This is a genomic window from Porphyromonas endodontalis ATCC 35406, assembly GCF_000174815.1.
Classification (GTDB): domain Bacteria; phylum Bacteroidota; class Bacteroidia; order Bacteroidales; family Porphyromonadaceae; genus Porphyromonas; species Porphyromonas endodontalis.
Genome location: NZ_ACNN01000012.1, coordinates 1 through 26,658 on the forward strand (window position 1 = coordinate 1; position 26,658 = coordinate 26,658).

Sequence of the window (26,658 nt, forward strand, 5' to 3'; positions counted from 1 at the left end):
AAGCTAAAGACTTGTGACGGTATTTTAGATGGTGCCTCGTGTGGCGATAGAGATCCCCACCGCTCTCTTTGTCCCTATGGAGAAAGGTGTATAGGGTAGTTTTGCCCACAATGGGAATTCCCTTCAATCGAAAGCGACCTACAATTTGCTCGGGCGACCATTGTTGCTGCCGAATAATTTGTTCGACATCGTGTCGCATCTTCGGGGTGAATTTGCGCGGATAATAACGCCAATCCTTGCGTTCTGAGGCATATGTCTCCGCCTGCCGACAGGAATATTTTCCGCGTGGGGTTTGATTCCTACGGATCTCTCTAGAGATAGTACTAGTGGCCACTCCAATGGTTTCTGCAATGAAAGAATAGGACTTACCTTGCTTTTGAGAAGTCGATCAATTGTGTATCTTTGCTCTCGGCTCAAATGGTTGTAGGTTTTCATAATAACGCAAATGTAAACTTTTTGAGTTCAACCACCCTGGGGCTAGCCCCAGGGTGGTTTTTGTTTATCTAAGCGTTGCACTTACAACTGGAAAATACAATCTCCAAAAAAACAGGGGGAAATTTGCGGAAGTAAAATTATTTATATATATTTGTGGCGAGAGGTCTTAGATTGACAGACTTAGTAAAGCATATAGATTGTAAATATTTCATCTCAAAGCCATAGTTATAGAAAGGAGGACACGTTGATTATGGAATCTATTTTTTTCACTCTTAAAAACACAATGGTTATGAAAAAGAATTACATTTTTTTGACTTTCGTCTTTATCTTTGCCTGTGTTTTGAATATGCAAGCACAGAGTTTTGAAACGGATATCACGAAGGTTTTGTCTCAGGATGAAACTGTCTTATCATTCAACAAAAATGAGGCAAGGAACATTTCCGGCATCCTCGCAAGTGGAAATATAAAGTTTACCTCCTCCAATGGATATGTTAGGATATTGGTGGCAGATCAGTACGGGTATGAGAAACTCGTCTATGAATCGTTTCCCCTCCTTGCCTTCAAAGAAGGTAAGGACAGTTTTGAACTTATGGGGTTTGAAACAGGGGAAATAAAGGATTTTGTTCCTGAGAAAATCCATATTCTCATTTCTGATGCTATAGTGGAGCATCTTAAAATCACCGTTTCAGGCATCTCGGTCCCTCAACAGGCACCTGCTGCATCCCTTCAGGCTCGTACAAGGACTGTCCCCTTGCCACCTACTTTCATTGATGAAGACACTCGAATTAAGTTTTTGATCTATCGGCTCAATTTGAAACTAGAGGCATCTGGTGCACTGTGGAGGGCAGGCGACACGCCGTTCGGGCGGCTTTCATACGAAGAGAAGAAAGCGATGTATGGAGGAGTGGTTCCCAATTTCAAGGGGGCGGAATACTATATCGGCGGTATCCTTGATATTGATGCTCCGAATGTCAACTCTAAAAAATCCTCTTATGTTCCTGATTTCGACTGGAGGACACGGCACAGTGCTACCGTCAAGGGCTCTCCCTATTTCCAGAATGAGATTACAGGATGGATTACTCCGGTAAAAGATCAAAAGAGCTGTGGTTCATGCTGGGCTTTCTCTGCCATAGGAGCTATGGAAGCCGTTGCAAAACTCTACAAGAATGCGGACTGCAATTTTGACCTTTCCGAACAAGAATTGGTGTCTTGTTCCAATGCAGGAAGTTGCAACGGAGGATGGCCGTCTTCTGCATTGGACTACACCAGCCGCAAGTGGATTCAGGATGAGATGTCGTTCCGATACAAAGCGCAGGATCGTCCCTGTTCCGAAAAAGGTAAACCTCTGTATACGATAAAAAATGCGGGGAAAGAATTATTCAGCCCTATCAAAGGCAATGATTTCGCCTCAATTGAGAAATTGAAATCCATGCTGATTAAGAGCCCACTTGCCGGATGTATCAGTTCTTGGTCTCATGCCATGACTTTGGTAGGTTACAAGACGATAAAGGCGGGAGACATCGTTTATGAGCACTATAACACACGGATTGTGATTAAACCTGGCGACCCTCACATAGGTCAGACTGTTTGGATTTTCAAAAACAGTTGGGGAGAGAACTGGGGAGACCATGGGTTCTTGTATGCGTTTGTGAATATCAACAATATGGCTTCTTCTGCGGCTCCCACACTTCCCTTTGAATACAAGTACAATTACGATTGGCCCAGCTATCTTCCTATCTATAGTCAGTTGATTTCGGCAATTTCCAAACCGACACCGGCCTATGATAAGGATAACGATGGATACTATTGGTGGGGAATCGGACCGCGTCCCAAAAACCTCCCAGCAAGTGCTAAATTGGAGGAGGACAGCGACGACAGTGATGCTTCCATTGGGCCGATGAACCAGTATGGCTTCCCCACACTTTTGAAAGATTACGACCTATACATCAAGGACAATACTGAAGATATGGGTTTTGAGCCTAATACGACTATTAAGGAAAAAAATTTTTGGAGCGCACCTCAGGTTTGGGTCAGACATCAAAAAGATGGTATAGAAGAACATCAGAACCCTTTGGGAGGTAAGGATAATTACATTTACGTAAGGGTCTGGAACAGGGGGCAGAAAAAATCTCCAGAATCAAGAGTGTCCGCTTTTTGGGCAAAAGCAGGGACAAACCTACAATGGCCCGAGGCTTGGACTGGTCAAATGATGATAGAGAATATTCCTGTAGGAGGCACCGTTCCCAGCCTAGGCATTGTGCCTCCGTTGGAACCAGGACAGTCTGCAAAAGTTGTTATTAAATGGCCTACTCCAAATCCAGAAGACTTCTCAATCATAACTAATGAGGCCGTTGGAGGAAGGAACCTTTGGCATTTCTGCCTATTGCTGATGATTTCTGACAGGAATGACAGTCTCACGTATCCCAAACTCCCTGATATTTACAGACATGTTACATACAATAATAATGTAGTACAAAAGAATGTGACGATAGTGAATATTGGTACTGGTTCTTCCTATGAAGGAGCTGTTTCCGTCATAAATCATCTTAAGACCAAGGAGGCTTACAGTCTTGATGTGATAGAGTTGCCGAATGCAATTAATGGAAGTTCAAACACCCTCTTTGATAATGCAAGAGTGCAGCTTCGTATGGCTCCTAAAATCCTCGCTGCTTGGAACGAAGGAGGCAATAAGGGCGTAAAAATAAAATCCACAGGCAATCCTTACATACAGGAGCTTATCTCATCGAACGGCTCCCTGGACAGTATTAAACTTGCACCCAGGGATATTGATCTCGTCAAGCTGAGTGTGAACTTCAAGACCGTTCTTCCTTTCGGAAGCAGTCCGGAAAAGTATACCATACTCCTACGCCAGAAGGACAAAAATGGAGAAGTTGTCGGAGGAGAGACTTTCGAGATCATCCGCGAGCCGAGACTGGTAATACATCCGCAAATAATCAAGAATGAGAACGAAGGAAAGGTAAAACTTTCTGTAACGGGGGTGGACGAGGAGGCCACTTACCAATGGTTTGACTCCAATGGAAAAATGATTGCCGAAGGGGCGGAAATGACCTGCGCTCCCACTCGAGATGAGACCTATAGGGTTGAAGTGACGGCAAAGAAAGATGGCTATCTCACTTCCTCTGAACTCTTCGTGAAAGCAGGGAAAGGAAAAATGAAGGTTTCTCCTATTCCCGTCAAATCAGAATTGACAGTTTCGTATGATCTTCCGAATGGACAATACGAACTGTGCATTACCGGTGCCCAAAATTGGTTAAATTACGGGAAGTACAGTATTGACAGTACGAAGAAAGAAGTGCGAATCAATGTTTCCCACCTGCCACAGGGTATCTATATTGCCACAATTACCGAACGAAATGGCCAGATCAAAGAATCTGTAAAGTTTGTAAAGGAATAAATTCTACTGGAGGAGAGAGGTGCTTTATGTCACTTCCTCTCCTCTTTTTATATTAATCATAAATTCAATAAATCATGACATCAAGACTTTACTCAATGCTATTGTTGCTGATATGCACAATAACAGCCCAAGCACAGGAGTATCATGTGGAAACCCCGGGAACGTTGCGGGAGGTGATAGGACCGGGAGCCGAAGAACTCACCCGCATTCGGGTGACGGGGACACTTAACGACAGAGACATCGCATTCCTTCATTACCTGTGTTGGCCCATTGCTCCAAAGCCCACAGACATGAAAGATGAGAGTTATCTGAAAATAGCGATGGAGAAAGAGGATATCCGCAAGACATGTCTGAGACATCTGGACATGGAAGATGCCCGTATGGTGAACGATGCATTGCCTAATAGGGCTTTTGCGGGAAGCTATCTAGAAGACTGTAAACTACCCAAAATGCTTAAGAAAATAGGCAATGAAGCCTTTAGTTACAATGTACTTCTTAAAGAGTTAATTGTACCTGAAAGCGTAGAAGAGATTGGGAGAAATTTTCTTTTTTTTAGCGTACAAATAGAAAAAGTAAGACTCCCTGACAATCTTGAAGTAATGAATGATTTGTTATTTGCAGAATGCAGAAAGCTCAAAGAGGTGAATATCCCTTCCAAACTTCGGGAAATGTATGATTGTATTTTTTATAACTGCCTTGACGTCTCTCCTTCTGTGGCAATCTTGCCCGAAACAGTTGAAATTTTAGATGGTGCAGCGTATTATGGGCTTAATACGATTGAAGAAGTGGTAGTTCCCAAGAATGTGAGAGTATTGAGGGAGGCTTTCGAAGGTATGGCAGGATTGCGCAAGGCAACGATACTTACCGACAAACTGACGGAGATAGGAGATGATGCTTTTTATTGGTGCAGTGCTCTAGAAGAGGTGAATATTCCGGACAAAATCACACGAATTGGCGAAGGAGCTTTCTTCTGGAACCTCAGGCTCCGTAAAATAAACATTCCTTCCACGGTCACGCGCATTGAAAAAAATGCTTTCGATAGTGCACCTTTGGATTCTATTGATATTCCTGCAGGTGTGACCTTTATTGGCAGGAATGCGTTTTGGAATAATCGCAATCTGAAAAAGGTTTACTCGCGCCCTGTTATGCCTCCGATAACCAATGAGTGGACAGACGAATCTTCATACCTCCCTTTCCTCAATTCTGCAGACGAAGCCACCCTCTATGTTCCCAAAGGCTCTGCCGATGCCTATCGTGCATCCGAGGTCTTCGCAGGGTTCAAGGAGATTGTTGAGTTGGAGGCTTGGCAATGGCCCACTTCCATCAGCACGCCAACCATGCCGACCGATGCATACAAAGTGTACGGAAAGGCTGGCACGCTGCATATTGAGACAACAGGTGGTGCCCATGAACCTGCATTCGTCAATGTATATAGTATCAATGGACAGGCTGTTTGGGAAGGTCAGGTGACTAATCGTATGGAAGTTCCCTTGCCCCAAGGGGTCTATGTTGTGCAGATAGGAAAAAGAAGCTACAAGGTTTCATTATAACGTTCAATGTAAACAACCATGACATCAAAACTTTACTCAATACTATTGTTGCTGATATGCACAATGACAGCCCAAGCGCAGGAATATCATGTAGAAACCCCGGGAACGTTACAGGAAGTCATTGGACCGGGAGCCGAAGAACTCACCCGCATTCGGGTGACGGGAATACTTAACGACAGAGACATCGCATTCCTTCACTACCTGTGTTGGCCCATTGCTCCAAAGCCCGCAGGCATGAAAGATGAGAGTTATCTGAAAATAGCGATGGAGAAAGAGGATACCCTCAAGACATGCCTGAGGCATCTGGACATGGAGGATGCACGCATGGTGAATGATGCTCTACCCGACAGGGCTTTTTATGGGAGTTATATCAAAGACTATAAACTACCCAAGACACTCAAGAAAATAGGCAATGAGGCCTTTAGTTACAATGTGCTTCTTAAAGAGTTAATTGTACCTGAAAGCGTGGAAGAGATCGGGAGAAATTTTCTTTTTTTCAGTATAGGAATAGAAAAAGTGAGACTTCCGGACAATCTTGAGGTAATGAATGATTTGTTTTTTGCAGAATGCAGAAAGCTCAAAGAGGTGAATATCCCTTCCCATCTTCGGAAAATGTATGATTGTATTTTTTATAACTGTCTTGAAGTCTCTCCTTCTGTGGCAATCTTGCCCGAAACCGTTGAAATCTTGGATGGTGCAGCGTATTATGGGCTTAGTACGATTGAAGAAGTGGTAGTTCCCAAGAATGTGAGAGTATTGAGGGGTGCTTTCGAAGGTATGGCAGGATTGCGCAAGGCAACGATCCTCACCGATAAATTAACGGAGATTGGAGATGATGCTTTTTTTTGGTGCAGTGCTTTGGAGGAGGTCAATATCCCGGACGGAATTACGCGAATTGGCGTAGGAGCTTTCTTCTGGAACCTCAGGCTCCGTAAAATAAACATTCCTTCCACGGTTACGCGTATTGAGAAACACGCTTTCGATAGTGCCCCCTTGGATTCCATCGATATACCGGCAGGTGTGACTTTTATAGGTAGGAACGCATTTTGGAATAATAGTAAATTGCAAAAGGTTTACGCACGGCCTATAATTCCACCAGTGACTACAGAATGGACAAATGGCGATGGCCCATATCTGCCATTCCACTCTTGTCCGATGGAAACTGCTATTCTTTATGTTCCAAAGGGTTCTGCCGATGCCTACCGCACGTCCATGGTGTTTTCGGAGTTCAAGAATATTGTAGAGTTGGAGGCTTGGCAATGGCCGACTTCCATCAGTACGCCAACCATGCCGACCGATGCATACAAAGTGTACGGAAAGGCTGGCACGCTGCATATCGAGACAACAGGTGGTGCCCAAGGACCTGTATTCGTCAATGTATATGGCATCAATGGACAGGTTGTTTGGAAAGGTCAGGTGACTAATCGCATGGAAGTTCCCTTGCCCCAAGGGCTCTATGTTGTGCAGATAGGAAAAAGAAGCTACAAGGTTTCATTATAATGTTTAATGTAAACAACCATGACTTCAAAACTTTACTCAATACTATTGTTGCTGATATTCACACTAACCGCCCAAGCGCAGGAATATCATGTGGAAACTCCGGGGACGTTACAGGATGTGATAGGACCGGGAGCCGAAGAACTCACCCGCATTCGGGTGACGGGAATACTTAACGACAGAGACATCGCATTCCTTCATTACCTGTGTTGGCCCATTGCTCCAAAGCCCGCAGGCATGAAAGATGAGAGTTATCTGAAAATGCCAAGGAGAGATAGACCCAGTTTTATCCAATGCACAACACTCACGCAATTGGTCGCGATTGACTTTCTGTCCGTAATGCTCAGCCAGCATCACTAAACATGATGGACCACGGTCTATTGCATCGCGTTGTTGTTCGAAGTGTATCATCTAATCGAAAATATTTCACAAAATGGGTTTGTCAAGGGAGATTGTCGCCGCACTTTCGGTACGAGCTCTCTTGATTTGATCTCCCAGGGAGAATGCATAGGAGAGGGTGAGTTTCAGGCGAGTACGTGGGGATAGATTATAACGTACTAATTCTGCGTTCGGGTGTTGAATGGTAAGAGACTCCCTCCCATAAACTATATTACTAGCCAAAAGACTCACCTGTAATTTATCAGTAAGGAGGGAAAGATAACAACCTGCATCAAGTGCAAAGGTTGCTCCTAAGCGATACCCTAACTTTTGTTGCGCCGTTTGTCCCGAAAAAGCTATCGTTACGCCCCAATTATTAGATAGAGAGAGTTGGTGTGTGGATGTCCCCCCGAGCAAAAAATTACGAACAGAACGCTCGGGCATTTCTTCTTGATTGTGACGGAGGTAGAGAACGTTGTTGGTGTGCCAAAATGAGAACAATCTCTTGTTAAACGAGAATGAAAGATAATGATACAGAAGACTGCCTACATTCTCAGGTTGGGTGTAAAATAGATTGGGACGGCTCTCATCAAGATGTGTCATAATCTGCACAATATCCCTTCCATAACGCATTCGATAGGTTACATTCCAATCCCTATTGATGTAATAGGTTAGCTCTGCCTCATCAAAGGTTTCTTGCTTCAACTTTTGATTCCCAATACTATATAGATTTTCTGTCTGATAGGTAGCTATAGGGGAATAGTAGCCGTAGTTAGGCAAAGAAAAAAAGCGTCGATACGCAAGAGCAATACCTGAGCTACGTTCTGTGCTAATCATATATTGAAGTAGAATATTAGGGTAAAAACCTCGATTGGAAACCCTATAACTGCGGTCGGGTAATAGTAAATCTTGGTACTGCATTACGGTGTTTTGATAATGTAGCCCAGCCTGAAGAAAAAGCCTCTCACCAAACATTTTACTATACTCCACAAAGGGCGCAAAATCGAAACCTGATATTGAAAATTGTCTCTTAGAGAGTGCTTTTAATTTCTCATTTTCAATTCCTCCTGTTCTATTTTGGTCTAAAGCATAAGCATAGTTAATGCCACTAATAAAAGAATGTGCACCTGCAAATTGTACAGAGACTCTAGGGTTTATTTGTAGGTAATGTGTATTATTATCAGCTAGAGCAATATCTTCCTTATCCAAAATATAATGGTTCTCTGAGTTGTTTTGCATTCGACTATAACTCATTGTAGAAGATATATTCGCCCCTTCAAAAATGTTGATTCGGGCATTATAGCTCAAGCCTCCATTCAGATTCAACGATTGGTATTTATTTCGTTGCTTCAATGTATTATCTTTTCCCACAACGTTGTCTTCCGTTGTGCTATTGGGGGTATCATAGCTCACGCCTCCGAAGAGACCTATGCGATGTTGGGCATTGATTTGGTATTGCACCCCGAAGTTATCGACGACAGCATAATCTTTCTGTTGAGTTTCTGTAATAGTTTGTATTGTGTGAGGCGAGGAGCCCATATACTTATCTTGCCGTTCATACTTTGTTGTATAGCGTCCAGCACCTCCTCGTAGCGTATTGTAAAAAGTCACACTACCTCTCTGATGCTGGAAAAATAGCGTCGGAATAACATCTACTAAGCCTAATCGGTCAAACTGGAGAGGTAAACTTATAGATCCTAGAGTGCCCTCCTGTACACGCAGTGTAACAAGAATTATTCCTCCTTTTATGTTACTCCCCATCGATACTCCGGGATTAGGAATAACATCAATATGGTCAATCATAGAAGTGGGAATAGTATTCAGCTGTTGCAATGTAATAGTTTGCCCATTTAGTATAATCTGATTGTCCTCTTTCCCATTTATAAACAAGTTATTTCCATTTACTTCTACTCCTTGCACAAAGCGAAGCGCCTCTGCCATTGATTTCCCACGAGTAATAGGATTTCCCTTAAACTCAACTCGAATAGTACCATTGGGTTTCAATCTAGTATGTTTGGCTATTACTACGACCTCTGAAAGTTCCTCAACATTCTCCGACAGCACAAAATCATACTGGGTAAGGGGTCGGTCTATTATGAGACTTTGATGCAAAGTTTTATAGCCTATGCAACGGATTTCTACGAAATAGATTCCTGGTTTTTCCACTTCTAGAGTATAACTCCCGTCGGCTTGGCTGATAGCTCCTGTAAAAGCACGATCTGTAGTATCTCGCTGTAATGTAATAGTTGCCGCTGGTACAGAAATTTGATCTTTAGTAGAAATGGAGCCCTTCAATTCATAGCGCCCCTCTTGCGCTGACATTTGTATAGTAAAAAGGAATGCGAGAAAAGTAAGAATACAAAAATATTTCATCTCTTTTTTGATCTGCATTTTGACATTTAGAAGTGATAAAAACGCTCTCGAGGTTCTCATCCTTTGCACCACGATATTATGGACACTGCTATCCATTTCTCTTGGTTCGACAACAAAGTTAGGAAATATAAAAGTAAAATGCGAGGCTTTGAGGAGGGCGTATTCTGAAGCGAGGGGCATGCGAGGGGGGGCTCTAGTGGGAGGGGGAAAATCTGCCGGCTAAGATTTCGGGGGATTTAGGCCTAAATTCGAAAGAAATTCAGGCAGAATGTTCCCCCATTATCAGCCTAAAAATAAAAAAATTCCAGCCTCAAATCCGGGAGGAAATCAGCCAAGGGAAAGAAGAGAATAGGGTTTTGTCCCTTTTTAGGTAGAGAACAAGGCTTGGGATAAGCTCTTGAATCATCGCATAAGCCCCTCTCGAAGCTAGCCACAACCGCAGCGCCCATTTTGAGCATGGGTCTACACAGTCACGACTACTCTATGGATTGTTTATTAGCCGCAATCCCTTACATTTGCGTTAGATATAGTAAGGGCGTACAAGAGCAATCATCTACCAACCTCAAAATAAAAGGATTATGAAAGCATTAGACCCACAACCTCAAGAAGTAAAAGAGAACCTTGAGGAGCTACTTAGGGACTTGGACGAAAAGGTTCCACCCAAACAACTCGACCGCAACCTACTCATCGCCACATGGAATATCCGAGGCTTTGGCGACCTAACACGTAGCTGGATGAGTAAAGAGGGCGATAGCCCCCGACGCGACCTTCATTCGGTGCATTGTATTGCCGAGATTCTAAGACGATTCGACGTTATCGCTATACAAGAGGTCAAATCCAATATCAGAGCCTTGAGAGACACACTCAAGATACTAGGGGACGAATGGTCTATGATTCTAACCGACGTAAACCAAGGAAGTGCCGGCAATGGCGAACGCATGGCCTATCTATTCGATACGCGCCGAGTCAATCTCTCGGGGCTAGCAGGGGAGCTAGTCGTGCCGGACGAATGGCGCAGCGGAGTATCCAAGAACGTAATGCAGGAGCAATTCGTTCGCTCGCCTTATGCCGTGAGCTTCCGATCTAAACATCAGACCTTCATTCTCGTCACACTTCACGTGCTCTACGGCAAGAAGTCGAGCGACCGCATAAAAGAACTCAAGGGAATTGCTCAATGGCTATCGTCTTGGGCGAAAGACATCAACGCCTATCACCAAAATCTGATTATCCTTGGCGACTTCAACATTGAGGCACGAGGAGACCTACTGGCTGAGACCTTCCTCTCTGAGGGGCTATACATTCCTGAGGGTTTGCAAAGCAAAGAAGTGAGTCGCTCCATCTTCAACGATACAAAGTTCTACGATCAGATTGCGTGGTTCAACGGCTCGAATGGCCAGCCCAAACTCTCCCTGGAGTTTGTACGTGGAGGCAGCTACGACTTTGTTGCTACCGCACTCAAAAACAGAGGTCTGACAAAGCAAAAACTCTCCTTTATGCTATCCGACCACTATCCCCTATGGGCGGAGTTTAAGCTCTAACCCACCCTCTCAAACAAAAAGAAAGACAGTGTAGAAGTTTCCTCTGCACTGCCTTTTTCGTTAGCGTTGTATCGCCCTATTTCTTGGGAGTCTGAGCACCATACCCGGGTACTGCGCCAAAGAGTTTGCGCGCTTTTTCCCAGGGGTATTTATTGGCAAACATGGTCACGCGGGTAGTCTGCGTAGCCTGCTGATTTTGTCCGAGGTAGCGATTGACCTGATTCGCCGTTGAGTTGCGGTCGTAGTCCTCCGAAGATACAATCTTGAGACTCATGAAGCCCTTAAGGTAGGGAGCATCAATGGCTCCGATAAAGCGTTTATCAAGGGGCATCTCCTTATTTCCTTCGTACTTGGGCCCGATCTCTTCGGCTTCTTCAATGCGAGAGGCGGGTACGTTAAGGGGGTTGGACTTGGTACAGATCTCTAGGTCGTACTTATTACCAATGAAATAATTATCATAGAGATTGCTTTGCTTTAGCTTCTCATACTCCTGCCTTGCCTCATAGCGACAACGCTCTACACCACAGCGAGAATTGAAGCCGAATATATTCTTGTAAACATTGATGGTACGGATACCATTCATGAAGCGGAAGCCCTGCCCCATCGACTCAAACTCCTTGGTGATAGGCCAAGTGAATAGCACGGTATTATGGTGAAAGTCTAACGAAATCTCACCCTCACGCCCTGCGGATAGGGTACCCCAGACCTCACAAGCGGCATAGCGATTAGCCACAAATACATTGTTGCTGACCTCAATATGCCCGGCACCCATGGCCGCCTGCAATCCAAAGAAGCGACAATTGACGAAAACACAGTTGGAGACACGCACCTTCCCCTCAACCGTTAGGTGTAGCGCACGCCAATCAGCCTTAGAGTAGCCAGAGGGCTGTATGGGGCTACCATCGGGGTGTACCAACATACCCGTGAGCACCTCCGTATTAGGCGTACCCGTGCGTAGGTCTTTCACGTCGGCCTTGTTGTAGATGATAAGCTCCCCTCCATCGAAAGTAAAACCATCCACCACTACTTCTCCGGCAGGAGTTTTATCCCCATAAGCACGGCGTGCCGTAATGTGAAAGAGTGCCGAACCGAGAACGCGGGGCGACTTCTCATTGGGCTGAATCTTGGTGATGTACTTAAGAGGGTTGCGCTCTGAGAAGTCGGACGAGTAGCCGCCATAGAACTTGAGGAACTTGCCGTTATCTGCGCCATTTCCGAAGCGTCCGCACTCAATATATCCTCGATCCATATTACCTAGATAGTTACCTTCTGCCACGAGGATTGTTGAGCCATCCTCTGCGAGATCAATGGCTTTCTGTAGGTCCTTTAGGGGCGATTCTTTGCTCAAACCATCAGCACGAGTCTTTCCGTTGGCGCTAACATAGTAGGTTTTAGCCGCAGAGGTAGGGTTACTCGTGGTTTTTCCCTCTCTGTCGGAGGTGTCCTCAGAGTCGTTTGTTCCCTCGTAGATCATTCGGCTGAGAGCGTTTTGGGTGGAGGCGTTAAGCTGCCGAGCCTGTGCCGGTAAGCATACACTTAGCCCTAGCACAATGGAAAGATAATAGATGTTCTTCTTCATATTTGATTTCTTCAGTAGTTTGTACTATTACACAGTTAAACCTATGGGCAGGTTGTCAGAGCATTACCGCAAAGCCATTCTTCCTCTATCCAGCCCTGATGCTTTTTGTCAAGAGTCTGTACCTTGACCCACTCACCCCGCTTGTCTAGAGGGCGCAAAGTGATCTCTTTTGAGAAAGTGTAGACAGCCCGAGCCTGCCCAGAGGGTTGCTCTCTAAGCTTGAGAGTTTGCTCTCCATAGTTACGTGTGCCTACGGCCACGACTGAGTAGTGTATCCAACTCTCTCCGTCTTGACGAATAGGCAATTCGCCCTCGTAAACTTCGCCATAGGAAGCGACAAAATTACCACAGATACGCCACCATCCATCCTTATTATTGCCGAGATTGAGCATATGCGAGCCATCCTTATCTAGCTTATGCACCACAGTACCCTTGGGCGCATTACGGATGTTGGTATCCCCTTTTGTCTCATCGTAAACATAAACAAAGAGAGTATTCTCAAAGTTATCGAGCAGGAGCTTACGGGTCTTACCCTTGATCGTGAGGGTGAGCTCTAGCTGCTGAGGATCCTTCTCAGAGCTAGCCGGGAGAGTGGCAAAGCTATCGGTCTGTTTACTCTTGAATTCATACCGAGCTCGTTGCTTATCAAAAGTGGTACAGAATAATGTATCTGTGAAGTTTTCGGGATACTCGAGATGCACATCAAAAGGCTCACGATGTTCTGCATCATAGTACAAGACAACATTGATTTCCCCAATCCGATAGACATAGCAAACTGCGGGTAGGTCTTGTGCAAACCCGGTAGATACACCGGAAAATAGGCACAGTAGTGCCAATAAAATTCGCTTTAGTTTCATGGAGATTATTAATGCTTATTGTGTATCCAACTTATTGTATCATCCTAGAAGTGTTTAGTCTAGTCCTCTCGGGGAATACGCTTGACCTCTTTGACCCATCGCTCATTGACCCAACGGAAAACAACATACTTAGTATCAACAAGATCCCCTAGACCAAGATCGTCAAACATCGTATCGTACTCCGCATCCTGCTCTCTTGCGCCAACATACATCTCTATTGAAGTACCCTTTTGTGGCAATTTGAAAAGAAAGACAAGACGGTGCTTAAAAGCATCAGTCAGATTGGCTCGTTGCTTAGGAGAGAGCTGCGAAGTTTCGTAGAAATCCTCAACCTTCACCTCAGAGACCTTCGGTGCCAACGATCGATCTTCACGCAAGCGACCTCGGTCGTAGATGTAAAATTTGAGATCACTATACCCAAATGCATTATTGACACCGACCAACTTACGCCCATCTTTGAGGTTCCAATAGCAAACCTCTAGCGTAGGATCCGGATAGGAAAGATAAGCTCGTAGATAGCCATTGCGCTCGTCGCAGACCTCCACATAGGGCTCTATCCACTCCTGCCCTTCGGCGGGCACCCCAACATGCGTGAGAAGTTTTTTGCGCTCCTCTACGGACCAGCGATTATCTACAGCCTTCTCGGGGAGCATCAAGAAGATATCTCGTATATTGATCTTCTTGGCCCCTTGGTTATTCTTCTGTGCCTCTAGACTAAAAAGCGAGAGGGAACATAGCATGATAAGAATAAGTCTTCTCATAGGATTGATGTACTTAAGCTATACTTTTGGGAGCTACTCAATAGGGCTCCATTTATACTCCGAAAGAGGATTGACCAACCGCTCATTGATCTTGACCTCTACCATCTGCAAAGCTCTCAAAGTGAAGCCGTCGAAAATGTACTCCTTGACCTTCTCTTGCATCTCCTTGAGCTGATTGTTGCGGAGGAAGTCGTAGACATCGTTCTGATCTACCCACACACCTTTTCGCTCATTCCAACTCATCGTAGGGAACTCGGAGTCGTTGGTGTAGAAGAAAAACATATTGTCGTCTGCAACCTCAACCCCTAAGCTAGAGTCGAAAGGCAGGTCAATAGGCATCACCTCTTTGCCCGTAGTCAAGTCGTGTAGATAGAGTGCCCCCACTACATCTGTACCTTCACTCGTGAGCAATGTATGCCCCACCACTCCCTCAAAGTCGAGCACAGTCCCTTCGACCTTAAAGTTCTTGATATCCGAACGCTTGGGTTGTACCTCAATGATATTGTAGACTCCACCCTCTGTCTCGATGGTCTCGCCCTTGACGATGCGCATGTCTTCGTTTTCGAAAACCACTTCATCCCCTTCTGCCAACTCAGGCAGGGCAATAGCCCCCATTTGAGTACTATCGCTTGAGCCTGCTTGGTCGTTTTTCTGTCCTCCGCACGCTGTGCATAGGAGAGTAAATGCTAGGGCAATGCCTAGGCTTAGTGTCTTAGATTTCATAGCATACATAAAGTGATGCCTCTATTTACTCAATGTAGCTCCATTTGTACTCTTGGAGAGGGGTGACTTTACGCTCCTTAATATCAATCTTTACTTTCTGCAAAGCCATTAGTGTGAGGCCCTCAAAGAGGTGCTCTTTGACCTCTTGCTGAGCCTCCTTTAGTTGATCATTGCGTAGTAAGTCGGGGACTTCATTAGCATCCACCCATGCCCCTTTTTTCTCATTCCATTGCACTCTTGGGAGATTATCCTCTTGGGAATAAAAGAAAACAGCATCCTCTCCTTGGATCTCTAGAGTACCGGACAAGAATGCCATATCTACCGGTACTAGAACCTCCCCCGTAGTCATATCGTATAACCAAAGAGTACTCACCACGCCCGTACCTTCACTAGTAATTAAAACGTTACCGACTACCCCCTCAAAATCCAGCACACTACCCGATATCTCGAAGCCTTCGATGCCGGTGTGCTTAGGTTGGATCTCAAAGTTATTGTACATGGGAATATCGTCTGTGGAGATGTCTCTCTCGACAATACGCACATCGTCATTCTCGAAAACCACTTCCTCCCCTTCTGCGAGTTCAGGAAGAGGAATAGCCTCTATTTGCGCGCTATCGTTTGAGGTCGTTTGGTCGTTTTTCTTCCCTCCGCACGCCGTGCATAGGAGGCTAAATGCTAGGGCAACGCCTAGGCTTAAAGTCTTATATTTCATAATGTGTACAGTAATCAATGGTAATCTTAATTATAGGAATGAGGAAGCCGAGAGCAAGGGATAATTCGAAGCCTTCTGAACTTCTTCGACCCGCTCTTGCATGGCATTTAGATCGCTATAGTTCTTTCGTTGGAGGAATTCCTTGATAAGCTCTGTGGTTAGGCTATTGGGATAAGCCTTCATAAACCGCTGCCACTCGCCCTTGAGATCGGGATCTATCGACCCGGATTCGTCTGCGATAGGTGTATTGTCCGTACCGGTCATATAGACCATCTGAAGGTATTGATAGTTATCACTAAGTCTAACGAATAGCTCTTTCTGCTCAGGGTTGGACTCGGCATAGGCCTCGTATCGCGCGATTAAATCCCCCAGTTCACGCCAAGTTAGCACGAGGCAAGCATCCGGAGCAATGTTTTCACTATCCCTTAAAAGCTGCCAGTACTCTTGATAGTAGGCAGGTAGCTGGCTGAGGTATTTGGCAAACAGAGTGGGGGCTGGGGCTAGCAGAACAATCCCCTCTCCTACCTCATCAAACTGTAGCCCTCGCTGTATGTAGCCCTGTTCTTTCTGTTTGATGGAATCATGGGGCTCTATTGGATTGGCATCATCATCGTAACGATACTCGTAGTAATGCTCTAGATAGTCGCTCTCACGCTGATTGAGCATACCCACCTCTTCTTCCACTAGAGTAGCGAACTCCTCAAATATTCGGCATCGCTCTTCCGGCGTTGCAGTTTCCATCGTGAGGTCTAGGATCTGACGTTTGAGGTCAATACGCTCTAGGGGATCGGTCGATTGGGCAAGAGCTTGTTCCAAGCTATCGATGTTGGGGGCTGCTCCTTCAGATTGTTTTGAGGATTGGCAGGCTGTCAATAGTACAACTCCTAACAGCAATAGAGAAAGGATTGGCTTCATAGAATTGAAGTATGAATTCATTTGTCTTTATATGATTATGAAATCTTGATTACTTAGCAGGCTGCTTGATATCGAAGCGTCTAACTCTATCGAACATACGCGTGCGTTTATTGGTCGAGGGATCGATGGTGAATAGAGAAAATCCACAGTCTCCATCGTTTTCAGAAGTAAGCTCATCATCCACATCAATGAAGAACAAGCGATTACCAATCCAGAGTGTCGGCTGCTCGTCCGAGACGCCGTCTTCAACAAGGATCTGTTGCTGTGAACCATCGGCATTGGCAATGCAGAGCGGACCATGGGCAATGTCGCCAAACATTAGCATAGCTCCAAAAGCCACCTTACTACGGTCAGGACTAATGCTGTATTGCATATATTCGATTGATTCCTCTTCCTTCTGCTCCTCAAGATTGAGTTTATCGGTCACACACACGAGTTTACCCCCATTGCGGTAATACAATTGATCCGACTTTGTGCTAAAGAGGTGGGAGTTCCGTTCTTCCCCTAGCCCCATAAGAGAGACGTACTTATCCCAATCTGCATCCTGGAGCTTACGACTTGCAATCGTATAGATACGGAAGGAGGTGAAACAGTAGGCCTCCCAACTGAACCCATTAGGGATGAGTAGCTTGCCATCCTTGTACATTAGGCGGCTATGCTCCACACTGGTTTCTGAGATAGAGGATTCCTTGGGAATATTGAGATTCACCAAATCCTCAAGTTGGGGCTCCTCTCCCCCAAAGGTCGCTTGACGTAACCAGAGCATCCCATTACGCACCACGGTATAGTATAGGGCCTTGCCATCGGGATCAAAAACAAAATTAAAAATCTCATCCGGCTCCAGTAGATGGAATGGGATGGTCATATCCTCATCTACATTATAGAAGAAGAGGAGACTATCCTGATAAGCAATCACATTCGAGGAAGTGAAATTAGTATAATTATATGATGGTGCTCCCACTTCAAGAGAATCCTTCTCCTGATTATTCTCTTTGTTCTTTCCCGCACTGCATGCGAAAAACGCACACATGACCATGACGGAGAATACTCTCGTTAATACGGTTTTCATAGTCTTTTATCTTCTTTCATGTTACTAACAGAGCACGAAGTTAAGGTAAAAAGTTTACATCGCCCCTAAATGCAGATTGATACCCCAACTAAAAGACCAAGATACGCTAAGTCGGTGTACCCATAGTAAGCTCATCTAGCTTCCGAATAAAGACTTTGGCTCAGAGCCATGAGATAACACCGATCCTATCGCACAGATTCTCTCCAAGAAGTAAGCTCTAAACAGATTAAAAAGGACTCTCCTTCCCCCTTACAAATAACAGAAAGACTGAAAGAACGAAGATAGTCCTACTCTTTCTCCTCGCCTAAGGGGGAGACTTTTTTTAATTCAGAAAGAAGCTCTTTCATCCTTTCCTTTGATTCAATATCCAAAGAGTTGTAGACAGAAAAAGCTGCTCTTACGAACTCCTTTCTATATTTATCCTCAGCAGAGTTGAGGATTTGAATGAGATCAGAACCTCTCTCAATCAAAATATTACGTGTCTCTTCTTCTATTAAGAGGTTTGTCGGTAGTATAGTTCGGATAGCATCTTGATTCCTTGAGAGATCTGCACTCTCGAATAACTCTTTTCCATAGCGGACAAATAATGCTTTTGTTATATTCCTTCCTGAAGTCCCATACATATTTCGCACGTTTTGAAAAGTGGATCCCCAAGTCTTTCCCTGACTTTCGAAGAGAGCCACTAAACGACTATAAATTTCATCGTGAAGTTTCAGCTCTTGGTATTCAAATTCTGTCTCAACAACCCGTTTGAAAGCCTCAAAAGCATTAGGACAATCACACCTCAAACACATTAAAAGCTGGTATTCTTGACTCTCTTCCATAAGGAAAGCTTTCCAATCAGAACACGAAATAGATTGTAGATATCTCTCTGCGATGAGATGACAATGAGATACAATTTTCAAGTTTTTCATCTCTGAGGTCTCCTCAAAAAAGTCTACTGGCAGAGAGGGTATTGTCTCTTCTATGACAGAGTTCTCAACCCCCATTCTGTCCCAGTCTTTCAGTAAATCATCCACCCTGATGTTCAAAGTTCTAGAAATCTCCCTATAATGAGGTAGGACCTCATGTATTGATAAATCTTCCCCTAGATTATTAGATACAAGGTAACGAAGCAATTTTCCATAAAGGGGATAATCAGTCATATCTTGACACATTAAGAGGAGCTCTGTATATGTAGCAAACAGATTGATATATCTTGCTAAATTCTCAAGAAGTTCTTCATCCCCATCTTCAGGTATACGATTCGAATAAGAAGAAAATGAACCACCACGGGAAAAACGCATACAGATGAGACAATAATATAAAAGAGTCCCTTCGTTTGCAGAGTTCAGAAGATAGCTAATACTCTCATCATCCATCAATTCTTTTTCCATTATTCCCAACTCTACCCATCGACACAGTAAAATCTCTGCTACTTCAATACTCCGAGTATTGCTTATCTTCTCCTTCAATGCATCTTGATACAGAGAAAGGGATCTTCGAGTATCTTCTGGGAGATAATTCACTGCCCCCCCCATCTCTAAATAATTTTGGATCTCAACAGACAAACTCTCCAGATAAGAATCCAGATTACTTATCGAACATTCTATTTTATATTTAGAATACGAGTCCTTTGCAAGTTGCACAAATAGCACAAATAGCTTAGGTGTTGTTTTAACGTTATGCAATAGAGACAAAGGGTTTAGATAATTGTACTCAGTAAGTTTATCCTCAATACTTTTGATGGATTGATAGAATTGAGGAGCGTTGAACTCTGCTGGTCTAGAAGAACTTTCATTTATATATCCACATTGGGCATAAAGAGATTGTACTATCTTCTGCAAGTATTTTTTTGAGTGATCCTCGCTTGCATGTTTAAGGAGATCTATCTGATACTGCTTAGGATTCTCCTTCTCTTCTGAGGCCTTTGATACCAACTGATTCCAAAATATAGGTTTAATTGGAGCAACTTCTTCCACCTTTGCGAATGCAAGGACAGTCCCCTCTACATTACTTACATCTACGATAACATGCTCTAAGAGATCTGAAAACACAGATTGTGTTACGAGGCTTTGGAGCAATTTAGTCTCTCCTTTTTCGAGTTCACGTCTAAGCTGGTCCGCATAAACTATATCTAAGGTCTCATCCGGAGAAAGCTGACAATATAGTGCTGATAAATACTTAGAGGTTTCTTCATTACGATACTTATATGCCAAAGCTTCTAAAAAAGTTAACTCCAAAAGTTCCTTCTGTGGGGAGTCGCTAATTTTATGCTTTCCAACAACAAATAGGGCAACATATTCATCAGGAATAGACTCTCCACACGTTTTTCTTATTGTGACACATTCATTAATGAAAGCAATGATTTCTCTAGGAGTTTTACTTTCCGTTAGTAAGTCATAAATCTGTTTAATAGAATGTTCTGACGACAACTGTGCCCCAAAAGCAGTCTGCCATTGGCTAGAAAAATACCCCTTCCAATTCGATAATGTTGGAGGAGCGATACGATAAACGATGTCAAAAGTTTTGTCTATAAAATCATTTCCGTAACTGCGATTATCTTCAGAGTTTTCACCCTTGAATGCTGATATGATATGTTTCCTATCAAAGGGAATAATTACCTTAATCTTTTCATACTTCACTTCTGAAAAGAAGGAATGAATAGCAGCCCAAAATTCTTGGACCTTCAAGGTTGGTAGCCTATCCATATTGTCAAAGACAAGAATTAACGGAGACTGAAGGCTGGCGTCCAACTCGTTCATCCACTGTTTAAATTGCGTAGAGGATGGTTCTTTCGAAAAAACAGTCTCATAAGATGATTCTCTTCTTGTCCGCTCTTGATATAAGCATACAAACTCACTCAGAAGTGTTTCGAAATTTCTCTCTTTCAAACGAAAGAATCTGTATAGCGAATAAAACAGTATGATGATTACAGGTAGACTAGTTATAGCGATTTTCCACCTCCATACAGAGCTTGACAGTGACTCAGCTATACTAGAAAATATAGGAGTTAGGATCATAACTAAAGATAATAAGATAATCCCAGTACTAAGTTTTGGGATAGTTTCAGTACTGATCTCCCTCCTCTGAGACATCAATAAATTCAGTTTATCTTCCCATTCTGTCTTATCTTTTTTAGAGAGAGCATTAGACCGTGTTATCTTACTTGTAAGCTCCTCAAGTATAGAGCGACGAGGCATATCATTTTGGTGTCCCCATGCATCATAAGTAAAAAAGATAGCTTGTCCATCAACTTTTTTTTCTACCATCTGGATAAGATTCGACTTTCCTGCACCCCATCCCCCATCAATCCCTATTATTAAAGATCCTTCGGTTCTCAACAAAGAGGCAATATGATCTGCAGTTCTTTCATGAACTTTCCCCGCAAAAAGATCTTCGCCACAAGGGTCTTTAGAAATGTAATTATAACTACTCATTATTGTATATATTCCTACTTCTATCTATATCGTCTAAAACGACAAAATCATCTCCTCAAAACAATGGTAATGTGACCACAAAGGTACAACTTTCGGGGAGGCAAGAGGAGGAGATTTAGTGGAAAGAGGGGGAAGTCTCGCTGTGAAACAGCGAAAAAAACCTGCCCTAGACTTTTTTCCTTATAGGGTGGAAAAATAAAGTTTCATGGGCAGGAACAAAAAATTTTTAGGGCAACAACCCGAGCAGAAATTAGGCAACAGAGAAACGAAAATAGGACGGCTCCTTTTTCGGCCTTTGCTAAGAGGCTAAAAGGGCTTGGACTTAGGTTAGTTTTAAGGGCGATAATTCAAGAGGGGACCTCTCCTACATGCGCGGTCCTCAATCTTATCTCGAGTAGGACATAACGAGTCTTAGCAACAACGAGCCGAGGCGGTATTCCCTCGAGGTTTCGTAGCAGGAGGCAGAGGCTTACGAGTGAAGGAGGGAGAGGATGGTGGGGGAGCTTAGTTCTCCGATAGGGGCATAATGCAGACGAAGGTAATCGAGAAGATAGGTTAGGATTCGCTGCCTCTCTTCCCGATGGAAGCGGAAGAGGTGCATATTTTGGTAGTTAATGCGGCGGAAGTAACGCAGAGCCTTTGTCTCATGAATCGGAATGACGTGACTATTGCGCAAGGGGTGCATTGTATAGGAGGCCTCTACTAGATCGAAGTAACCTTTAGGCTCCTGCTCCAGTACATCAGGGGGAAGAACTCCCAGGGGTTCCAATAGTCCAAATAAGAAGGTAATGGGGAAGTTGGCACAACTCTTCTCGCTCTCCTCTAGGGTCTCTATACTACGACTTATGTAACGATACACCTCGGGATCGGGAGGAGCACTGCGCAAAATATGATAGAGAGCCTCGGCTAAGAAGTACGCAATATTTACCTTGATTTGGTCATACAGCATGAGATTCAGACTCAGCCGGTAGTACTCAGCATCGTCTATCTGTTGCAGACCTCTTTGGAGGCGATGATCTGCCACAATGGAGAGTTCGGAAAGCGGGTGTACCATCCGCTGTAGCCGAGCCGTAGCCGAAGATCGACGATTAGAGGGAGAGGGTTTAGGTATCTTATAAGCTACCATCCCCTCCTCTTCTGTGAGGAGGTGTGCGATGGCAAACTTATCGTTGTACGCCCTTGTGGTAAGTACGATAGCGCGGGTGGATATGAGCATGAAAGCGACTCACACCAGAAGGATTCCTCAGGCTTGTTGCTCCAACCAGAGGGCAATAGCGTTGACTAGTTGATTGTTGCTCGCCTCGTCTAGTGAGGTGATACGAGCGTAGCTAGCGTCTAGTCCTGCAAAATTACTCGCATCCCGTATGAGCATATTGTGTTCCGTGGCTAGATACTCCTTGAGTGCAGCCGCTGTACCTTTCTTCAGTTTGATGAGGAAGAATGTAGTAGTGCTGGGGAGTACATCAATCTCGTTGAAGGCGCTAAGTTTGGTCATAAGCTCTTGGGCAGAGCGTTGCCACTTACGGATGGGGAGCGTGAATTGCGCCGGATGGATGAGGATGTACTTGGCAGCTTCTATGGCAATGCTATTGACAGACCAGGGGACTACCAACCTACGAATCGCCTCCGAGTACTGACTGGGAGCCACGATATAGCCAATACGCAACCCCGGAATACCATAGGCATGACTGAAACTCCAGAAGGAGATCAAATTGGGATGCGACTTGCTATCGCTTGGTTTTATCTTGTTTACCGTTGTGTAATTGGCATAACACTGGTCAAGTATAAAGGTGACCTTGGGGTACTTATCAATGATGAGCATAAGCTCGGCATGCGATATAATATGCCCATCGGGGTTATTAGGAGTGGCTATATAGCAGACATCCACCTCGTCCAAAGGCCATTCGGAGATAGGCGTATTACCGGCAATCAGTCGCACCTCCGAGCGGTATAGACGAGCCGCATCCTCGTACTCGGCGAAGGCCGGAGAGGGAATCAAGATGCGCTTCTCGGCAAAAGCTTCTGCAAGCAAATAGATAGCTTGAGTGGGGCCGTTGGTTACGATGATAGACTCCTCATTCAGCCCATGGCGCCGAGCGATCATTTTACGCAGCGTAGTCGCATCCGGCTCGGGGTAATGTCTCATACAATCTACCAACGAGCGGGATAGATGCTCGCCAAGCAGTGTGTGATCCGCACCGTACCATACGGTGTTGCTAAAGTTGAGGAAGGGCTTTTTGCCGTCGTTTAGGCGTTCGTCTCCGTGTCCGTTGATCATCTTATTTCTCGATCTAAAAGGGGAAAATAGGTATCTACTATGCTATGTGGTAGGGATGCTTTGGGCATCGATGGTGTTGATGGCAGCCTCTAGTAAGCGAGGGCGCACCTTGAGCGAAATTAACTTCTTATTGAGCCGAGTGGGATAGGTGCGGTTGGATAGGAATACACACACCATCTCTCGTTTGGGATCTATCCATACAGAGCAACCCGTAAAGCCGGTATGACCATAGGTACCGGCAGAGGCATTGGAGGGGATTTGTGCGTTATTTTTTGTATTGTGGTCGAAGCCGAGAGCTCGTCTCCCCTGCCGCCCTAGAGTGGTTACAAACTGCTGTACCACTTTGTGAGGAAGTATCTCTTTACCCCGATAGGAGCCATTGCAGCGAATCATCTCTGCCACTTGAGCAAGATCTGTGGCGGTGGCGAATACCCCGGCATTGCCCGCAATCCCCCCTAATACGGCTGCGGACTCGTCGTCTACACTACCGCGCACAACGCCTCTAAGGGGGCATTTGGCTTGTGTGGGCGCAATCTCTTGTATATCCACCCCATGCGCAAGAGGGTCGTAGGTGTAGTGCTCTAGGTGCATCGGTTGCGCTATCAATTGGAAAAGGTAACTATCGAGCGAAGAGCCCGATACTCTCTCAGCAATCATCCCAAGTAGGATAAAACTCACATCGGAGTAGCGATATACCCCGGGCGTCTTGAGGGGTGTTTGGGCAATTTTTTGCAGTACCGTATCGCGAAACGATTGATGTATAAACTGACGCCCAAAGCGCAGAGTAAATCCATTCCCCTTCTCATCACGTACAAGGTTATCACGCCATTTGGCATTTGGATCTACCCATATATTTTCGTCAATCTGCACCCAATCCGGGCGATAAGCGTAGGAAAAATAGGAACCCGTGGTGAGGCTACTTGGCTCAATAAGCTGGAGATAAAAGTTGATGGTAGGGGTCAGCCCAGCTTGGTGGAGCAATAGATCTTTGATGGAAATGGAGCCGACACGAGAATCTGCCATCTCCGGGAGATGCTTATCTACCCTATCTGTCAGCTTTATTTTTCCTTTGCCCACGAGATCTATAATGACCGGCGTAGTACCAAAAGCCTTGGTTACGGAGGCTATATCGAAGAGTGTATTCTCGGTAACACGAGGGGAACGAGCCGACCCGTCTAGGGTACCAAAAGCGCGATTGTATACTGTCTCTCCCTTATGAAGCACCACAACCTGACAACCGGGGAAGGCTTTTCGCCTAAGGGCATCTTCCACAATACTATCGAGCGACGCAAAAGTACGAATGGGCTTTACGACCTCCGCATTTGAAGCGATCTGCCCCTCTTTCTTTCCTCTAGGAGGGCGACAAATCTCCAAATCGTCGGGCTCTATATTATGGTACCGAGCCACCACGGCGCGCAGAGCTTCGTCGTTCGACTCATAGGCTACGGCTACCACCTTGGCTTTTTTGAGAGCGGAGTGCCAAGAGGGGAGCTGATAGGGAGAAGCAAAAAGAGTAAAAACGACGCGCGTCTTTGCGGAGAGTTGCTCCACAAGTTGAGCCAACGTGCTACTATGTTTTGTATAGCAATTGACATAGACCAAAGAGCACTTGGAGAGAGCTTCCAGAGCCTCAGAGTACGTTTTTCCGTTCTTATCTGCCAGCGTATAGTGAGCCTTCAGGGTGATGCCCATCTTGCGGAGTGCTGAAACAAATGCCGGTTTGGAGGAGCTGTTAAGATCCAGCACCCCTATGGAAATATCACCTTTACGACTCTGTGGGATTAGCTGCTCATCATCTCGCTCAATAGATATGGATTGATACCATAATTCATTAGCAAGATGGAGGGCTTTTGGGGTATTGAGGGAGGCATAAAAGGCGTCTCGGGATAGTTTAGGAAACTGAGGTTGCTGTAGAGACTGCCCCATCAGTGCCCACTTATAAAGGAGTACTTTGCGGCAATGCTGCTCTATTTGCTTGCGAGAAAGCACACCTTGCTGCACGGCTGCCAGTATTTCCGCATGAGCCTTTACGGGGTCGGTGGGTCCCAATAGGAGGTCATTGCCGGCAAGTAGGGCGCGTACACTAATCGGGGTTGCCCCACGTTGCTGCATCCCCTGCATCTGCATTCCGTCAGTAAAAATAAGCCCCGAGAAGCCCATCTCTTGCTGCAAGAGTTGGGTTGTAATGGCGTAGCTAAGAGAAGCCGGAGTACCCGACTTATCGAGGGCAGGGACATTGAGATGCCCTACCATTATTCCGCCCAAACCGGCACGAAAATAAGCAGCAAAGGGGGCTAGCTCAGTCTTCTCAAGCTCCGAGCGAGAGCCTTTGATCGTGGGGAGCGTCTTATGGGAGTCAAGAGCCGTATTGCCGTGCCCCGGGAAGTGCTTTGCCACGGAGAGCACCCTCCCCTCCTCTAGCCCACGAGAGTAGGCGAGGCTGTAGTCAATTACATCTTGAGTCTTTTCTCCAAAACTTCGAGTGCCAATAACGGGATTTTTAGGATTGTTATTGACATCCACCACGGGAGCAAAGTTTACGTGTATACCTACAGTTTTGCATTGCTCTGCCATACTCCGCCCCCACTCTGTGATGAGACCGAGATCTCGTACATTGGCAAGAGCGCGATTGCGTGGGTAGCGAATGGTATTGGATAGGCGCATGGCAAGCCCCCACTCAGCGTCTGCCGTGATGAGCAAAGGGAGCTTAGAGGTCTTGTTGAGGTGCTGAGTCATTAACCATTGGTCATACACTTCGCCCTTTTGGAAGAGTATCCCCCCGGCGTGGCACCGAGCAACAACGCGCGCGGCATCCGCCATCTGTGAAGCTCCACTAGAGGGGTATATAATGGGGATAATAAGCTGCCCTATCTGCTCTTCTAGGCTCATGCTGCGCATCCTCTCCTCTACTTCCCGCTCCCCGCCCCCTTGTGCGACATCGGATAATAGCGAAGGAGAATAAGCTACACGCTGAGCAAGCGAGGTGCTCTTTCCTACAATCAGGGCAAGAGCAAATGCCAAGACAGTAATGATTCGTTGCCAGTTCATAGGTACAAAATTAGGCTGATTTTCCGACCTAGGCAAGAGCCTCTGTTCCGAAGGCTTGTAAGTTGCTACTTCTCCTAGTCCTAGATTTAAAGGGAACGCCGTATCAGAGGC

At 45.2% G+C, this 26,658-nt stretch carries 16 protein-coding genes and 3 pseudogenes; 5 read left to right on the forward strand and 14 right to left on the reverse strand.

What is annotated here, in order from left to right; genetic code table 11:
* Window positions 1-435: pseudogene (locus POREN0001_RS09650) on the reverse strand (transposase); the annotation flags it as partial.
* 289 nt (window positions 436-724) lie between these two features.
* Between POREN0001_RS09650 and POREN0001_RS02395 the strand changes: the two are divergent.
* The 4 genes and pseudogenes from POREN0001_RS02395 to POREN0001_RS09350 all read left to right on the forward strand — a co-directional run.
* Complete coding sequence (locus POREN0001_RS02395; RefSeq protein WP_224208849.1) at window positions 725-3,850, forward strand: C1 family peptidase; 3,126 nt, start codon at window positions 725-727, stop codon at window positions 3,848-3,850.
* Between the two features lie 74 nt (window positions 3,851-3,924).
* Window positions 3,925-5,400, forward strand: a complete 1,476-nt coding sequence (locus tag POREN0001_RS02400; protein WP_040580255.1) for a leucine-rich repeat domain-containing protein — start codon at window positions 3,925-3,927, stop codon at window positions 5,398-5,400.
* An 18-nt stretch (window positions 5,401-5,418) separates the two neighbouring features.
* Window positions 5,419-6,900, forward strand: coding sequence for a leucine-rich repeat domain-containing protein (locus POREN0001_RS02405; protein ID WP_004332895.1), 1,482 nt, complete (start codon window positions 5,419-5,421; stop codon window positions 6,898-6,900).
* Between the two features lie 18 nt (window positions 6,901-6,918).
* Window positions 6,919-7,194: pseudogene (locus POREN0001_RS09350) on the forward strand (leucine-rich repeat domain-containing protein); the annotation flags it as partial.
* Between the two features lie 39 nt (window positions 7,195-7,233).
* Here POREN0001_RS09350 and POREN0001_RS09655 read toward each other — a convergent pair.
* Both POREN0001_RS09655 and POREN0001_RS02415 read right to left on the reverse strand, forming a co-directional pair.
* Window positions 7,234-7,308 (reverse strand): annotated as a pseudogene (locus POREN0001_RS09655) (hypothetical protein); the annotation flags it as partial.
* A 15-nt stretch (window positions 7,309-7,323) separates the two neighbouring features.
* Window positions 7,324-9,597: an outer membrane beta-barrel protein gene (locus POREN0001_RS02415; RefSeq protein ID WP_224208850.1), complete on the reverse strand. Its 2,274-nt coding sequence runs from the start codon at window positions 9,595-9,597 to the stop codon at window positions 7,324-7,326.
* Window positions 9,598-10,226: 629 nt separating this feature from the next.
* Here POREN0001_RS02415 and POREN0001_RS02420 point away from each other — a divergent pair.
* Entirely contained in the window at window positions 10,227-11,186 is a 960-nt protein-coding gene (locus POREN0001_RS02420) for an endonuclease/exonuclease/phosphatase family protein (RefSeq protein ID WP_004332844.1), read from the forward strand.
* A gap of 76 nt (window positions 11,187-11,262) precedes the next feature.
* Here the strand turns inward: POREN0001_RS02420 and POREN0001_RS02425 are convergent, their stop codons facing one another.
* From POREN0001_RS02425 to POREN0001_RS02475, 11 genes are all read right to left on the reverse strand, one after another.
* The gene (locus tag POREN0001_RS02425; protein WP_004332861.1) at window positions 11,263-12,765 is read right to left on the reverse strand and encodes a hypothetical protein; all 1,503 of its coding nucleotides are present in this window, start codon (window positions 12,763-12,765) and stop codon (window positions 11,263-11,265) included.
* 41 nt (window positions 12,766-12,806) lie between these two features.
* On the reverse strand, window positions 12,807-13,622 hold the full coding sequence (locus POREN0001_RS02430) for an SH3 domain-containing protein (RefSeq protein ID WP_004332783.1): 816 nt from the start codon (window positions 13,620-13,622) through the stop codon (window positions 12,807-12,809).
* Between the two features lie 59 nt (window positions 13,623-13,681).
* Window positions 13,682-14,383 carry a hypothetical protein gene (locus POREN0001_RS02435; protein WP_004332902.1) on the reverse strand — a complete coding sequence of 234 codons (702 nt, stop codon included), beginning with the start codon at window positions 14,381-14,383 and terminating at the stop codon, window positions 13,682-13,684.
* Between the two features lie 33 nt (window positions 14,384-14,416).
* Entirely contained in the window at window positions 14,417-15,106 is a 690-nt protein-coding gene (locus POREN0001_RS02440; RefSeq protein ID WP_115321437.1) for a hypothetical protein, read from the reverse strand.
* A 25-nt stretch (window positions 15,107-15,131) separates the two neighbouring features.
* Entirely contained in the window at window positions 15,132-15,818 is a 687-nt protein-coding gene (locus tag POREN0001_RS02445) for a hypothetical protein (RefSeq protein WP_004332890.1), read from the reverse strand.
* Window positions 15,819-15,848: 30 nt separating this feature from the next.
* Window positions 15,849-16,754, reverse strand: coding sequence for a hypothetical protein (locus POREN0001_RS02450; RefSeq protein ID WP_224208851.1), 906 nt, complete (start codon window positions 16,752-16,754; stop codon window positions 15,849-15,851).
* Window positions 16,755-16,782: 28 nt separating this feature from the next.
* Complete coding sequence (locus tag POREN0001_RS02455) at window positions 16,783-17,802, reverse strand: hypothetical protein (RefSeq protein WP_040580272.1); 1,020 nt, start codon at window positions 17,800-17,802, stop codon at window positions 16,783-16,785.
* Window positions 17,803-18,089: 287 nt separating this feature from the next.
* Entirely contained in the window at window positions 18,090-21,221 is a 3,132-nt protein-coding gene (locus POREN0001_RS02460) for a P-loop NTPase fold protein (protein ID WP_004332967.1), read from the reverse strand.
* 469 nt (window positions 21,222-21,690) lie between these two features.
* Complete coding sequence (gene recO / locus POREN0001_RS02465) at window positions 21,691-22,437, reverse strand: DNA repair protein RecO (RefSeq protein ID WP_004332953.1); 747 nt, start codon at window positions 22,435-22,437, stop codon at window positions 21,691-21,693.
* 27 nt (window positions 22,438-22,464) lie between these two features.
* The gene (locus tag POREN0001_RS02470; RefSeq protein ID WP_004332877.1) at window positions 22,465-23,499 is read right to left on the reverse strand and encodes a pyridoxal phosphate-dependent aminotransferase; all 1,035 of its coding nucleotides are present in this window, start codon (window positions 23,497-23,499) and stop codon (window positions 22,465-22,467) included.
* A gap of 42 nt (window positions 23,500-23,541) precedes the next feature.
* Window positions 23,542-26,547 (reverse strand): serine hydrolase domain-containing protein, encoded by a 3,006-nt coding sequence (locus POREN0001_RS02475; protein ID WP_004332970.1) that lies wholly within the window; start codon window positions 26,545-26,547, stop codon window positions 23,542-23,544.
* Between the last annotated feature and the right edge of the window lie 111 nt (window positions 26,548-26,658).